This window comes from Streptomyces sp. Je 1-79, assembly GCF_025195125.1.
Classification (GTDB): Bacteria; Actinomycetota; Actinomycetes; order Streptomycetales; family Streptomycetaceae; genus Streptomyces.
Genome location: NZ_JAMGSL010000007.1, coordinates 453,969 through 468,516 on the forward strand (window position 1 = coordinate 453,969; position 14,548 = coordinate 468,516).

The 14,548-nt window shown below is 68.6% G+C and carries 12 protein-coding genes and 1 tRNA gene; 3 read left to right on the plus strand and 10 right to left on the minus strand.

The genetic code is table 11. From position 1 onward, the window contains the following. Positions 1-453: 453 nt before the first annotated feature. The 10 genes from M5362_RS17265 to dnaA all read right to left on the minus strand — a co-directional run bounded on the left by M5362_RS17265 (position 454) and on the right by dnaA (position 13,313). Positions 454-588, minus strand: a complete 135-nt coding sequence (locus M5362_RS17265) for a DLW-39 family protein (RefSeq protein ID WP_003958712.1) — start codon at positions 586-588, stop codon at positions 454-456. Between the two features lie 145 nt (positions 589-733). Continuing rightward, positions 734-807, minus strand: a tRNA-Ile gene (locus M5362_RS17270). Positions 808-903: 96 nt separating this feature from the next. Continuing rightward, positions 904-1,491, minus strand: a complete 588-nt coding sequence (locus M5362_RS17275; protein ID WP_260228439.1) for a DUF3566 domain-containing protein — start codon at positions 1,489-1,491, stop codon at positions 904-906. A 105-nt stretch (positions 1,492-1,596) separates the two neighbouring features. Then, a complete protein-coding gene (gyrA, locus tag M5362_RS17280; RefSeq protein WP_260228440.1) occupies positions 1,597-4,194 on the minus strand; it encodes a DNA gyrase subunit A in 2,598 nt (865 codons plus the stop codon). Positions 4,195-4,235: 41 nt separating this feature from the next. Continuing rightward, positions 4,236-6,284, minus strand: a complete 2,049-nt coding sequence (gene gyrB / locus M5362_RS17285) for a DNA topoisomerase (ATP-hydrolyzing) subunit B (protein WP_260228441.1) — start codon at positions 6,282-6,284, stop codon at positions 4,236-4,238. Positions 6,285-6,666: 382 nt separating this feature from the next. Next, complete coding sequence (locus tag M5362_RS17290; protein WP_260228498.1) at positions 6,667-7,218, minus strand: DUF721 domain-containing protein; 552 nt, start codon at positions 7,216-7,218, stop codon at positions 6,667-6,669. Positions 7,219-7,261: 43 nt separating this feature from the next. Then, a complete protein-coding gene (gene recF, locus M5362_RS17295; RefSeq protein WP_260228442.1) occupies positions 7,262-8,383 on the minus strand; it encodes a DNA replication/repair protein RecF in 1,122 nt (373 codons plus the stop codon). Positions 8,384-8,438: 55 nt separating this feature from the next. Then, complete coding sequence (gene gnd, locus M5362_RS17300; RefSeq protein WP_260228443.1) at positions 8,439-9,317, minus strand: phosphogluconate dehydrogenase (NAD(+)-dependent, decarboxylating); 879 nt, start codon at positions 9,315-9,317, stop codon at positions 8,439-8,441. Between the two features lie 109 nt (positions 9,318-9,426). Then, the gene (gene dnaN, locus M5362_RS17305) at positions 9,427-10,557 is read right to left on the minus strand and encodes a DNA polymerase III subunit beta (RefSeq protein WP_260228444.1); all 1,131 of its coding nucleotides are present in this window, start codon (positions 10,555-10,557) and stop codon (positions 9,427-9,429) included. A gap of 959 nt (positions 10,558-11,516) precedes the next feature. After that, the gene (gene dnaA, locus M5362_RS17310) at positions 11,517-13,313 is read right to left on the minus strand and encodes a chromosomal replication initiator protein DnaA (protein WP_260228445.1); all 1,797 of its coding nucleotides are present in this window, start codon (positions 13,311-13,313) and stop codon (positions 11,517-11,519) included. Positions 13,314-13,694: 381 nt separating this feature from the next. Between dnaA and rpmH the strand changes: the two genes are divergently transcribed. Genes rpmH through yidD form a run of 3 tightly spaced genes read left to right on the plus strand, consistent with a single transcriptional unit; the run spans position 13,695 to position 14,548 of the window. Next, positions 13,695-13,832: a 50S ribosomal protein L34 gene (rpmH, locus tag M5362_RS17315; RefSeq protein WP_060891143.1), complete on the plus strand. Its 138-nt coding sequence runs from the start codon at positions 13,695-13,697 to the stop codon at positions 13,830-13,832. A 21-nt stretch (positions 13,833-13,853) separates the two neighbouring features. Beyond that, entirely contained in the window at positions 13,854-14,225 is a 372-nt protein-coding gene (gene rnpA, locus M5362_RS17320) for a ribonuclease P protein component (RefSeq protein WP_260228446.1), read from the plus strand. Continuing rightward, a complete protein-coding gene (gene yidD, locus M5362_RS17325; protein WP_260228447.1) occupies positions 14,222-14,548 on the plus strand; it encodes a membrane protein insertion efficiency factor YidD in 327 nt (108 codons plus the stop codon). Before rnpA ends, yidD begins: the two co-directional genes overlap by 4 nt.

The following is a 14,548-nucleotide window of genomic DNA, read 5'->3' on the forward strand; positions in this document are numbered from 1 at the left end:
GCCGCGTCCCCAGGCGCCGCGTGCTCCAGCGCTGCGTCTTCACGCGCCTCTCCTCGTGTCCGTCGCTGTCCCGCCCCGTACTCGCCCCACAGGGAACACCGCCCCCGCGATCAGTACGACGGCTGCGCCGCCCGCTCCGGCAGCCTCGATGACGGTCCATCCTGCCCCGCCCGTCCCTCCGCTGTCTGCGCGTGCGGACCCTTCGCCCCGCTTGTCCTGCTTTTCCGCCACAGCCGCCGCGCCGTGCCGGAGACGGCCGAGGTCAACTTTGCTCTAGCAACGTAGTGATTTGCGGGGGTGAACTCAAGAGGAACGGTGTCACGGCCCTGAAACAGCACGAGCCGGAACAGCACGCGCCCGGCCAGCGCGCGCCCGGACAGCACGGAGCCCGGACAGCGCGGAGCCCCGGCCGCTCGAAAGCAGCCGGGGCTCCGCCCTCAGACAATCTGCGACTCAGACACCCGAACCTGCGGGCACGGAGTCGGTCGCCTCCGTCCACAGATCCTGCTCGGCGCGATCCGCCTGGATCTGGCGGTACACGAGGAGCCCGCCGATGGCGGCCAGTGCGACCAGGAGAAGCTTCTTCACCGCGCGACCTCGTCTTTCGTTGACGTAGGAGACTTCTGACGCCCACTCTACACACCGACCGATACCGATCGGTGACCTAGGCCGGGCCCGTCGCGTGAAAAGCAATCGGCCCGAACGGGTGAACCGTCCGGGCCGATCTTCGCTGTGGGGCTAACAGGATTTGAACCTGTGGCCTCATCCTTATCAGGGATGCGCTCTAACCAACTGAGCTATAGCCCCGCCGCGCTCTGCGGTGTGTGTCCCGCGCGCTGACTCCTGAAGATTAGCGCACGTGGGGGCCAGTCCCAAAATCGGTTCCGGGCGGCCCCCCGGAGGTCACTCGTCCTCCGCCAGCGTGAGCTCCACACCGCCCACGAAACCGGCGGACAGGTTGTAGATGAACGCGCCCAGCGTCGCCAGCGCGGTCATCAGGACCACATCGATCACGGCGATCACCGAGGTGAACATCAGCACCCGCGGCAGCGACAGGAACGACTGCAGATCGAATCCGTTGGACTCGTTCGACCCCGTCGCCTCGCTGATCGTGCCGCCGACGGTCGAGAAGACGCCCATGGCGTCCATGACCATCCACAGCACCGAAGCGGCCACGATCGTGCAGATGCCCAGCGCGATGGAGAGCAGGAAGCTCACCTTCATCACGGACCACGGGTCGGCCTTCGCCACCCGCAGTCGCGCCTTACGCGTCCGCGGCGTGGTGCGCGCCCCGGTACGCGGCCGGCGTACCGCGCCCGTGTTCTGGCCGCCCACAGCGCCACCGCCGGCCGGGCCGGAGCCCGGCGCCTGAGCGCCGTAGGCCTGCGGCGGGTGGTAGGGCCCGCTCGGCTGCTGCGCGCCCGCGCGCTCGCCGGGCAGCGGCCCGTTGTACGCCTCGTACGAGGGCCCCTGCCCTCGGGTGTCCGTCACCGCAACCCCCTGGGAGTCCGTGGCGGAGCCACGGGCACCGTTCGCTCCAGCACCAGCAGAAGCTCCGGCAGCCGCCGAACCGGCGCCCGTGGCTCCACTCACGCTCTACTCCTCGTGCTCCCCGACCGAGGACTCGTTGCCCTCGGCTGCCTCGACCGCGGTCGCGGTCTCGACGCCATCGCCGATCGCGGCCTCGACCTCTTCGGCCTCGCTGCCCGCCTCGGCGTTCCGCGCGATGCCGACGACGGCATCCCGCTTACCCAGGTTGATCAGCTGGACGCCCATGGTGTCACGGCCGGTCTCCCTGACTTCGTTGACTCGCGTACGAATCACACCGCCGGACAGCGTGATGGCGAGGATCTCGTCCGTCTCCTCGACCACCAGCGCGCCCACGAGCGATCCACGGTCCTCCACGATCTTGGCGGCCTTGATACCGAGGCCGCCGCGACCCTGGACGCGGTACTCGTCGACGTTGGTCCGCTTCGCGTACCCACCGTCGGTGGCGGTGAAGACGAACGTACCGGGCCGGACGACATTCATCGAGAGCAGTTCGTCGCCCTCGCGGAAACTCATCCCCTTGACGCCCGACGTGGCCCGCCCCATCGGACGGAGCGCGTCGTCCGTCGCGGTGAACCGGATCGACTGCGCCTTCTTGCTGATGAGCAGCAGATCGTCCTCCGCCGACACCAGCTCGGCGCCGATCAGCTCGTCGTCGCTGCCGTCCTCCGCCTCACGGAGGTTGATCGCGATGACACCGCCCGAACGCGGGGAGTCGTAGTCCTTCAGCGCGGTCTTCTTCACCAGGCCGGCCTTCGTGGCGAGCACCAGGTACGGCGCGGCCTCGTAGTCGCGGATCGCCAGGATCTCGGCGATCTGCTCGTCCGGCTGGAAGGCCAGCAGGTTGGCGACGTGCTGACCGCGCGCGTCCCGGCCGGCGTCCGGAAGCTCGTACGCCTTCGCCCGGTAGACCCGGCCCTTGTTGGTGAAGAACAGCAGCCAGTGGTGGGTCGTGGACACGAAGAAGTGGTCGACGATGTCGTCCTGCTTCAGCTTCGTGCCGCGTACGCCCTTGCCGCCGCGCTTCTGCGAACGGTAGTCCTCGGTCTTCGTCCGCTTCACATAGCCGCCACGCGTGATCGTGACGACGATGTCCTCCTCGGCGATCAGGTCCTCGATGGACATGTCACCGTCGAAGGGCACCAGCTTGGAGCGGCGGTCGTCGCCGAACTTCTCGACGAGCACCGCCAGCTCCTCGCTGACGATCTGACGCTGACGCTCCTCGGAGGCGAGGATCGCGTTGTACTCGTTGATCTTCGACTGGAGCTCGTCGTGCTCGGCGACGATCTTCTGGCGCTCCAGGGCGGCGAGCCGGCGCAGCTGCATCTCGAGGATGGCGTTGGCCTGGATCTCGTCGATCTGGAGCAGGCCCATCAGGCCCTCGCGCGCGACCTCGACCGTGTCGCTGCGCCGGATGAGCGCGATGACCTCGTCGATCGCGTCCAGCGCCTTGAGCAGACCGCGCAGGATGTGCGCGCGCTCCTCGGCCTTGCGCAGCCGGAAACGGGTCCGGCGCACGATGACCTCGATCTGGTGCGTCACCCAGTGGCGGATGAACGCGTCCAGCGAGAGCGTGCGCGGCACACCGTCGACGAGCGCCAGCATGTTCGCGCCGAAGTTCGTCTGCAGATCAGTGTGCTTGTACAGGTTGTTGAGGACGACCTTGGCGACGGCGTCGCGCTTGAGCACGATGACGAGGCGCTGGCCGGTACGGGACGAGGTCTCGTCGCGGACGTCGGCGATGCCGCCGATCCTGCCGTCCTTCACCAGGTCGGCGATCTTCTGCGCGAGGTTGTCCGGGTTGGTCTGGTACGGAAGCTCCGTGACCACCAGGCACTGGCGGTTCTGGATCTCCTCGACCTCGACGACCGCGCGCATCGTGATCGAGCCACGGCCGGTGCGGTACGCCTCCTCGATGCCCTTGCGGCCCACGACCAGCGCGCCGGTCGGGAAGTCCGGGCCCTTGATCCGCTCGATGAGCGCGTCGAGCAGCTCCTCGTGCGTGGCCTCCGGGTGCTCCAGCGCCCACTGGGCGCCGGCCGCGACCTCGCGCAGGTTGTGCGGCGGGATGTTGGTCGCCATGCCGACCGCGATACCGGCCGAGCCGTTGACCAGCAGGTTCGGGAAGCGCGCCGGAAGGACCGTCGGCTCCTGGTTCCGGCCGTCGTAGTTGTCCTGGAAGTCGACGGTCTCCTCGTCGATGTCCCGGAGCATCTCCATCGACAGCGGCATCATCTTGCACTCGGTGTACCGCATGGCGGCGGCCGGGTCGTTGCCCGGGGAACCGAAGTTGCCGTTGGAGTCCACCAGCGGCATCCGCATCGACCACGGCTGGGCGAGACGGACGAGCGCGTCGTAGATGGAGGAGTCGCCGTGCGGGTGGTACGTACCCATGACGTCACCGACGACGCGGGCGCACTTGTAGAAGCCCTTCTCGGGCCGGTAGCCGCCGTCGTACATCGCGTACAGCACGCGCCGGTGCACGGGCTTGAGGCCGTCCCGGACGTCGGGCAGCGCACGCGACACGATGACGGACATCGCGTAGTCGAGGTACGAGCGCTGCATCTCGGTCTCGAGCCCGACAGGCTCGATCCGCAGCACCGGCTCTTCTTCTTCGGTCGTCACAGGGGGGTTCTCGTCGGCCATTGCTGGTCGTCAGTCCTTTCGTACGGTCAGCTGAGACCGACTCAGATGTCGAGGAAGCGAACGTCCTTGGCGTTGCGCTGGATGAACGAACGCCGGGCCTCGACGTCCTCACCCATCAGCACCGAGAACAGGTCGTCCGCCTGGGCCGCGTCGTCCAGGGTCACCTGTCCGAGGACACGGTGGTCCACGTCCATCGTGGTGACACGCAGCTCCTCGGCGTTCATCTCGCCCAGACCCTTGAAGCGCTGGATCGAGTCTTCCTTGATCCGCTTGCCGTTCTGCTTGCCCAGCTCGACCAGCGCGTCCCGCTCACGGTCCGAGTACGCGTACTCGAAGTCGTCCCGGCCCCACTTGATCTTGTAGAGCGGGGGACGGGAGAGGTAGACGTGCCCGGCCTCGACCAGCGGACGCATGAAGCGGAAGAGGAAGGTCAGCAGCAGGGTGTTGATGTGCTGACCGTCGACGTCGGCGTCCGCCATCAGGATGATCTTGTGATAGCGGAGCTTCTCGATGTCGAAGTCCTCGTGGACTCCGGTGCCGAAGGCCGAGATCAGCGCCTGGACCTCGGTGTTCTGCAGGATCTTGTCGATCCGCGCCTTCTCGACGTTCAGGATCTTGCCGCGGATCGGCAGGATGGCCTGGTACATCGGGTTGCGGCCGGACTTGGCCGAGCCGCCGGCGGAGTCACCCTCGACGATGAAGATCTCGCACTTGGTGGGGTCGTTCGACTGGCAGTCGCTCAGCTTGCCCGGCAGGGACGCCGACTCGAGCAGACCCTTGCGGCGGGTCAGGTCGCGCGCCTTGCGGGCCGCCACGCGCGCGGTGGCCGCCTGGATCGACTTGCGGATGATGTCCGCCGCCTCGACCGGGTTGCGGTCGAACCAGTCGTTGAGGTGCTCGTGGACGATCTTCTGGACGAAGGTCTTGGCCTCCGTGTTGCCCAGCTTCGTCTTCGTCTGGCCCTCGAACTGCGGCTCGCCCAGCTTGACCGAGATGATCGCCGTCAGACCCTCGCGGATGTCCTCACCCGTGAGGTTGTCGTCCTTCTCACGCAGCAGCTTCTTGTCCCGCGCGTAGCGGTTCACCAGGCCCGTCAGCGCGGCCCGGAAACCCTCCTCGTGCGTACCGCCCTCATGCGTGTGGATCGTGTTCGCGAAGGAGTACACACCCTCGCTGTACTGCGAGTTCCACTGCATCGCGATCTCGACCGAGAGCATCCGCTCCTTGTCCTCGGCCTCGACGTCGATGACGGTCGGGTGGATCAGCTCGCCCTTGCGCGAGTTGAGGTACTTCACGAAGTCGACGATGCCGCCCTCGTAGTGGTACTTCACCGTGCGCGCGACCGGCTCGGCGGCGGCCTCGGCGTCCGGGTCGTCGGCGCCGACGGTGGCCTTCGCGGACTCGCGCTCGTCGGTGAGCGTGATGGTGAGGCCCTTGTTGAGGAAGGCCATCTCCTGGAAGCGGCGCGAGAGCGTCTCGAAGGAGTACTCGGTCGTCTCGAAGATGTCCGGGTCGGACCAGAACGTGACCGAGGTGCCGGTCTCGTCGGTCGCCTCGTGCTGGGCGAGGGGCGCGGTCGGGGCACCCAGCTTGTAGTCCTGCGTCCAGCGGTGGCCGTCGGTCTTGATCTCCACCGAGACCTTGGTGGAGAGGGCGTTGACGACGGAGACGCCGACGCCGTGCAGACCGCCGGAGACCGCGTAGCCGCCGCCGCCGAACTTGCCGCCCGCGTGGAGGACGGTCAGCACGACCTCGACGGCCGGCTTGCCCTCGGACGGGACGATGCCGACGGGGATGCCGCGCCCGTTGTCGATGACGCGCACGCCGCCGTCGGCCAGGATCGTGACGTCGATGGTGTCCGCGTGGCCGGCCAGGGCCTCGTCGACCGAGTTGTCGACGACCTCCTGCACCATGTGGTGCAGTCCCCGTTCACCGGTCGAGCCGATGTACATGCCGGGTCGCTTGCGGACCGCGTCCAGACCCTCGAGGACGGTGATCGCGTTGGCGTCGTACGACGCAGCGTTGGTGGACGGAGTGATCTCGTTGGGGTTGCCGGAATCGGCCACGAAGCGCCCTTTCTGGCACAGCACAGGCCGTTCTCCGGGCATACGGGAGCGGCTGCGTCGTTCGACTTGTTCCGCGGGGTGGCGGGATTGTCTACCAGTCTACCGGTAGCGCCGACACGAATGGGGGTTTGCCGGTACCTGAGTACGCATGTGCCGCCCTGGGCGGGAGCAAGACGACTCCCCATATCCAGGGAGGGGCTCCAAAGGGCTCTGACGGCCACCCAGCGCTTCGAGTCGTAGCGGGTTGTGGACACCGCGGCCGCAACCGCTGTGGGCAATCGCTCCCCACCCGCCCACCCCGTTGTGGGCAGATGTTCCGCAGAGCGGAAGGGGTGGGCACCACGCACAAGACCGGAGCCTTCGCTTGACCCGCGCGTGCGCCCCGTACCCGCCCCCGCCCGGCGCTCTAGCCGTACGTGTCCCCAGGCCCCACGGACCCCGGCGCCCGCAACGGCCCGTACCCCTTGCGCGGCCCGCCCGGCCCCAGGACCTTGATGACCCGCACCGTCCCGTGCCCCAGGTCCTCGTTCAGCCGCGCCACCAGCCGCGGCGCCAGCAGCCGCAGCTGCGTCGCCCACGCCGTCGAGTCGCACTGCACCGTGAGCACCCGCTCCTCCGGAGCCTCGTCGTACTTCAGCGGCACACAGTGCTTCGCCAGGTCCTCGCCCACGATCTGCGGCCAGCGCCCCATGACCCCGCCCACCGCCGCGGGCGTCTCCCAGCCGCGCTCGGTGATCAGCCGGTTGATCGCCGCGCCGAGACCGACCGGATCCCGCCCGTCCGCGTGGGCACCCGAGCGCAGCCCGCCACCCCGCCGAGCCTGCTTCTTCTGCTGTGCCGCCGCGCCCCGCGCCTTCGCCTGCTCCTTGGCGGCCCGCAGCGCGACCCGCGCGAGGTCCACACCCGAGGGCTCGGGCGCCTTGGGCGACTGCGGAGCCTGACCGGCCGGGGAAGCCAGGCCGTCCTGGGGGCTCTCGTTCACGCTCACGACCTCACACCCCTCACAGCCTCTCCACCGAACCCCCCGCGACCCCGTACCGAACCCCCGCGAGAACCCCCGGCACGTCGTCGTCGACCGCCGCCGTCACCATCACCTGCTCACCCGGGGCCACCAGCTCCGCGAGCCGCTCCCGGCGCCGCGCGTCCAGCTCGGCGAAGACGTCGTCGAGGACGAGAACCGGCTCGTTCCCCTCGGCCCGCAGCAGGTCGTACGAGGCCAGCCGAAGCGCCAGCGCGTACGACCAGGACTCACCGTGACTCGCGTACCCCTTCGCCGGCAGATCGCCCAGCTTCAGCACCAGCTCGTCCCGGTGCGGGCCGACCAGCGTCACACCCCGCTCGATCTCCTGCTTGCGGACCTCCGCCAGCGCGGCGATGAGCTGCTCGTACAGCTCCTCACGCGTATGCCCGGGGCCCGGCGCGGACGGCCGGTACTCCAGCAGGATCGGTCCGCCACCCGGCGCCAGCTGCTCGTACGCCTTGTCGGCCAGCGGCTGCAGAACACCGATCAGATCCAGCCGCTGGGCGAGCAGCTCGGCGCCCGCCCTCGCCAGATGCTGGTCCCACACGTCCAGCGTCGACAGGTCCATGCCACGACCGCCGTGACGCCGCGCCATGGCCGCGGACTTCAACAGGGTGTTGCGCTGCTTGAGCACCCGCTCGTAGTCGGAGCGCACGCCCGCCATGCGCGGCGCGCGCGCCGTGATCAGCTCGTCGAGGAAGCGCCGGCGCTCCCCGGGATCGCCCTTGACCAGGGCCAGGTCCTCCGGCGCGAACAGCACCGTCCGCACGATTCCCAGCACGTCACGCGGCCTGACCTGCGACGACCTGTTGATACGGGCGCGGTTGGCCCGGCCGGGGTTCAGTTCGAGCTCGACCAGCTGCGAGCGCTCGCCCTGGGTGACCGCGGCGCGGATGATCGCCCGGTCCGCCCCCATCCGTACGAGCGGAGCGTCGGAGGCGACGCGATGGCTGCCCAGAGTGGCGAGATAGCCGACGGCCTCGACCAGATTGGTCTTCCCCTGGCCGTTGGCGCCCACGAAAGCGGTGACGCCCGGGTCGAGCGGGACCTCGACCCGGGCGTAGGAGCGGAAGTCGGCCAGCGACAGATGCGTGACATGCATGGTGTACGCCGACCTTCCCCCGGCTGCTGCGCACCAGGGGTGCACAGCCTGTGGATTACTTCTTGGACTCGACCGCGTGGCCACCGAACTGGTTGCGCAGCGCGGCGATCATCTTCATCTGCGGGGAGTCGTCCTGACGCGAGGCGAACCGCGCGAACAGCGACGCGGTGATCGCGGGCAGCGGCACCGCGTTGTCGATCGCGGCCTCCACCGTCCAGCGGCCCTCGCCGGAGTCCTGCGCGAAGCCGCGGAGCTGGTCCAGGTGCTCGTCCTCGTCCAGCGCGTTGACCGCCAGGTCGAGCAGCCAGGAACGGATGACCGTGCCCTCCTGCCAGGAGCGGAAGACCTCGCGCACGTCGGTGACGGAGTCGACCTTCTCCAGGAGCTCCCAGCCCTCGGCGTACGCCTGCATCATCGCGTACTCGATACCGTTGTGGACCATCTTCGCGAAGTGGCCGGCGCCGACCTTGCCCGCGTGGACCGCCCCGAACTCGCCCTCGGGCTTCAGCGCGTCGAAGACCGGCTGGACGCGCGCCACGTTCTCGGCGTCGCCGCCGTACATCAGCGCGTAGCCGTTCTCCAGGCCCCACACACCGCCGGAGACGCCGCAGTCGACGAACCCGATGCCCTTGGCGGCGAGCTCCTCGGCGTGCTTCTCGTCGTCCGTCCAGCGGGAGTTCCCGCCGTCCACGACGATGTCGCCGGGGGAGAGCAGATCCGCCAGCTCGTCGATGGTGGACTGGGTCGCGGCACCGGCCGGGACCATGACCCACACGACGCGCGGACCCTTCAACTTGCCCACAAGCTCTTCCAGGCTGTGGACATCTGCGAGGTCCGGGTTGCGGTCGTATCCGATGACGGTGTGGCCTGCGCGGCGGATGCGCTCACGCATGTTGCCGCCCATCTTGCCGAGACCGACGAGACCGAGCTCCATCAGAGATTCCTTAAGCGTTGTGTGCGGTTTACCCGGGTCCGAGCCTACGCCCGGACCCCGTTGCACACCTGTGGGGTCAGCCGCTCAGTCGACGGCCACCCATGAGCTGTCAGCCGCTCAGACGAACCGGCATGATCAGGTACTTGTACGCCTCGTCCGCCTCGGCGTCCACGGCCGGCTTGCCGCTCAGCAGCGCGGGCTTGGTGGACGTGGTGAAGGAGAGCTGGGCGACCGGGGAGTCGATCGCGCTCAGGCCGTCCAGCAGGAAGGTCGGGTTGAAGGCGATCGAGATGTCGTCGCCGTCCAGCTGCGCGTCCACACGCTCCACAGCCTGTGCATCGTCACTGGAGCCGGCCTCCAGGATCAGCACACCCTGCTCGAAGCTGAGCCGGACCGGGGTGTTGCGCTCGGCCACCAGGGCCACGCGCTTGACGGCCTCGACGAACGGGGCGGTCTCGATCACCGCGACCGAGTTGAACTCGGTGGGGAAGAGCGTCCGGTACTTCGGCAGGTCGCCTTCGAGCAGCCGGGTGGTGGTGCGGCGGCCGGCGCCCTCGAAACCGATCAGGCCCTCGCCCTTGCCGGAGCCCGAGAGCGCCAGGGTGACCGTGTCACCGCTCGTCAGCGCCTTGGCGGTGTCCAGGAGGGTCTTCGCGGGCACCAGGGCGACCGCGGAGGCGTCGGGGGACTCCGGCTTCCACAGGAACTCGCGGACCGCGAAGCGGTAGCGGTCGGTGGAGGCCAGGGTGACCGTGTCGCCCTCGATCTCGATGCGCACACCGGTGAGCACCGGCAGGGTGTCGTCACGGCCGGCGGCGATGGCGACCTGGGCGGCGGCGGAGGCGAAGACCTCACCGGGCACGGTGCCGGTCGCGGTGGGCATCTCCGGCAGCGCCGGGTACTCCTCCACAGGCAGGGTGTGGAGGGTGAAGCGGGAGGAGCCGCAGACCACGGTCGCCCGTACACCGTCTGTGGAGATCTCGACGGGACGGTTGGGCAGGGCGCGGCAGATGTCGGCGAGCAGACGGCCGGAGACCAGGACGGTGCCGTCCTCCTCGATCTCCGCCTCGACGGAGACACGGGCCGAGACCTCGTAGTCGAAGCTCGAGAAGCTCAGCGCGCCGTCCTCGGCCTTCAGCAGAAGGCCCGCGAGTACGGGCGCCGGCGGACGGGCCGGAAGGCTACGGGCCACCCAGGCCACCGCCTCCGCGAGTACATCGCGCTCCACCCGGATCTTCACCGGAACCGCCTCCTGCTGTTGCTGGCTCTTCGTCGACTGCGGGAACCAGTCTGACGTACGCCGCCGACACTCGGTGCGGGTCGGGGTCAAGTCGCGACAACAGGTCGGGGAGGCTCCGGCACCGAGTTGTGCACAGGTCCCACTTCGAAGCGGATTCCGGGCTAACTCTATGTGGGAGTAGTAGTAGGGCCTGTGGAAACCGTGGATAACGTCGTTTTCGCAGGTCAGCACCGATTTTTTGTCCACTGCCCCTGTGGGTGGAGCCGGTGGACAACAGGGGTTCTCTGTGGACACCCGAAAGTTCTGCACAACCGGTACACAGGCCACTGGGAGTTCTCCCCAGCGCTGTCCCCAGCTTTACCCACGTTCCCCACAGCCCAACCGTCTCCCTCGATGTGACGGCTTTCACTCGACGCGGTGACCCCGGGCGTTTCGTTGCCGAACAGTGGACAGGGGTGTGGAGAACTTGTGGGTAACAGACCCGCCCCTGTGGGTTGCCGGTGGACAACGAACTGAGACCCCTGTGGACGGAAGATTCATCCACAACCTGTGGATCAAGGTTGCCAACAAATCCACACCCTCCTGACCTGGGATCTTGAGGCCCTGGCCGCCGTGCCTGTGGAAGGGATTCGAATAACTCAAGAGTCCCCACCCTGTGGACGGAAGATCATCCCGCAATCTGTGGAGAACACGCCACCGCGTCCACGAAATCGAACAGCCCCGCTGCCGCACACGCGTGTGGGACCCGGCGAACCGCACCCGCGACCATGCGAAGAGGCCCTCCGAAGCGCGCTGCAGAGGGCCCCAGAGGCCAGGGCGCCACCGAGGCAAGCGAGAGGGAGCCGCTGAGGGCCCCGACCGGACGCACCGAAGCGCGGACAGGGCGCCGCCACCGAGGCGAGCGAAAAGGCGCCCCGGGAGGTGTCCCGGAGCGCCCTTCGAGGTGCGGAGAGGCTCTCTCAGCCGTTCTTGATGCGGTTGGTGAGCTCGGTGACCTGGTTGTAGATGGAGCGCCGCTCGGCCATCAGCGCACGGATCTTCCGGTCCGCGTGCATCACGGTCGTGTGGTCGCGGCCGCCGAACTGCGCGCCGATCTTCGGCAGCGACAGGTCGGTGAGCTCGCGGCACAGGTACATGGCGATCTGCCGGGCCGTCACCAGGACGCGGCTGCGGGAGGATCCGCAGAGGTCCTCGACCGTGAGGCCGAAGTAGTCGGCCGTGGCCGCCATGATCGCGCCGGCCGTGATCTCCGGCGCCGAGTCCTCGCCGCCGGGGATCAGGTCCTTGAGGACGATCTCGGTCAGGCCCAGGTCCACCGGCTGCCGGTTGAGGCTGGCGAAGGCCGTCACCCGGATCAGCGCGCCCTCCAGCTCACGGATGTTCCGTGAGATGCGGGAGGCGATGAACTCCAGTACCTCCGGAGGGGCGTTGAGCTGCTCCTGCACCGCCTTCTTGCGGAGGATCGCGATCCGCGTCTCCAGCTCGGGCGGCTGCACGTCGGTGGTCAGGCCCCACTCGAAGCGGTTGCGGAGCCGGTCCTCCAGGGTCATCAGCTGCTTGGGCGGCCGGTCCGAGGAGAGCACGATCTGCTTGTTCGCGTTGTGGAGCGTGTTGAAGGTGTGGAAGAACTCCTCCTGCGTCGACTCCTTGCTCGCGAGGAACTGGATGTCGTCGACCAGCAGGATGTCCACATCGCGGTACCGCTTGCGGAAGGTGTCGCCCTTGCCGTCGCGGATCGAGTTGATGAACTCGTTGGTGAACTCCTCCGAGCTCACGTAGCGCACGCGTGTGCCGGGGTAGAGGCTGCGCGCGTAGTGCCCGATCGCGTGGAGCAGGTGGGTCTTGCCGAGGCCCGACTCCCCGTAGATGAAGAGCGGGTTGTAGGCCTTCGCCGGCGCTTCGGCCACGGCGACGGCGGCGGCGTGCGCGAACCGGTTCGAGGAACCGATGACGAACGTGTCGAAGAGGTATTTGGGGTTCAGTCGCGCGTGCTGCTCGCCGGGTGCGCCGGAGCCCTGCCCGGAGGCCGCGCCGGTGCTGCCTCCCCCGTGTCCGCCGTGTCCACCGGGGCCACCGTGCCCACCCGGGCCGCCGGGCCTCGGACCGTGGCCGGATCCGGGGCGCGGGGCGTCGGGCAGCTCGGCCCGTTCGGGTCGCTGCGGCTGGTCGTAGGCGGGCGGCCGCTCGTCGTAGCGGGGCTGCTGGGGCTGGGGCGAGCGCGGGCCGGTGTACGGGTCGCGCTCCTGGAAGGATCCGAGGCGCGGCTGCTGCCAGGAGAGGTCCTCCTGGGTGCGCGGCCAGGAGCCCGGGTCGGGCCGCTGCTGCTGGTAGTCCGGGTAGGCGGGGCGCGCGGTGGGCATGCCGTCGTCGGGCATGGGCCGGTGGCCGTAGCCGTCGTACTTCTCGTACGTCTCCGCCGGCGGCCGCTCGTCGTAGCGCGGCGGCTGCTGCTGGGTCGGGGGCGCGAGCGGGGTCGGCTCGCCGACCGAGTCGTCGACGGTGATCGCGATGCGGATCGGGCGGCCGCACTCGCGGCTGAGGGTCTCGCTGATGAGCGGGGCGAGGCGTCCTTCGAGGACGCGCTTGCCCCATTCGTTGGGGACGGCGAGGAGCGCGGTGTCGGCCACGAGTGCGAGAGGCTGGCAGCGCTCGATCCACTGCTTGTCCTTGGGCTCGATGCCCTGTTGGCCTTCTCCGAGGAGTTGCTCGAGCACGCGTGGCCACACTGCGGCAAGATCGGCAGGTACGTCAGCCACAGGGCACGCTTCCTCGCAGGTCCCACGAATGTGTGGTTCTCGGGACGGTGGGTCGATGTCTGTCAGGACAGGTAAGGACAGAACGGAAAAAGATTTAGGAGTCCAGCCACGGTAGTCGCGGCGGATGACCTGGTTCAAGTTGTTGTCCACAGCCTGTGCACAATGGACCCCGGCGATCGGTCGGTTTGACCGGATGGCGTAGCCGCGCGTACCGTAACCAGGTCGAGTTGTCGATGGCTGCTGCCGCCTGCCTCCGATGGGCAAAGATCACGGTCTGTGATCGTGAAGCGGTGCACTCGGGCGTATTGCGAGCTACTCGTGGGCGCACGGTGACAGCCAGGCGATGTCCCGCCATCTACGAATCATTTCTGGAGCCCCCGAGTGAGCAAGCGCACCTTCCAGCCGAACAACCGTCGCCGCGCCAAGACCCACGGCTTCCGCCTGCGGATGCGCACGCGTGCCGGTCGCGCCATCCTGGCGAACCGCCGTTCCAAGGGTCGCTCGAGCCTGTCCGCCTGATCCGCTTAAACAGGTCATGACGTGCTGCCTACCGAGAATCGGCTGAGGCGGCGCGAGGACTTCGCAACCGCGGTACGCCGAGGGCGCCGGGCCGGTCGCCCGCTCCTCGTCGTCCACCTACGCAGCGGTGCCACGAACCCGCACGCGCCTGGGGAGAGCGCTCCCCTGACGCGTGCGGGTTTCGTCGTGAGCAAGGCCGTGGGCGGTGCGGTCGTACGCAACCAAGTGAAGCGACGCCTGCGCCATCTCGTCCGCGAACGGCTGTCCGAGCTGCCCCCCGGTAGCCTGGTGGTCGTACGGGCGTTGCCCGGAGCCGGTGACGCCGATCACGCACAGCTGGCCCGAGACCTTGACGCCGCTCTTCAGCGGCTCCTGGGAGGGGGCGCGCGATGAAGTACCCGCTGCTGGCTCTCATCAAGCTGTACCAGTGGACGATCAGCCCTCTTCTGGGGCCCGTCTGCCGGTACTACCCGTCGTGTTCCCACTATGGATTCACGGCCATCGACCGGCATGGCGCGATCAAGGGCACTGCCCTGACCGCCTGGCGCATCCTGCGGTGCAATCCGTGGTCGCCCGGCGGCGTGGACCACGTGCCTCCGCGCAAGCGTCCTCGCTGGCACGAACTGCTGCGGAGCGCGCTGCGTGGCGACAAGGGCGGGTCCCCCGCCGAGACGAGCCCGGCCGCAGAGACCTCGCCCAATGCTCAAGGAGCCTGA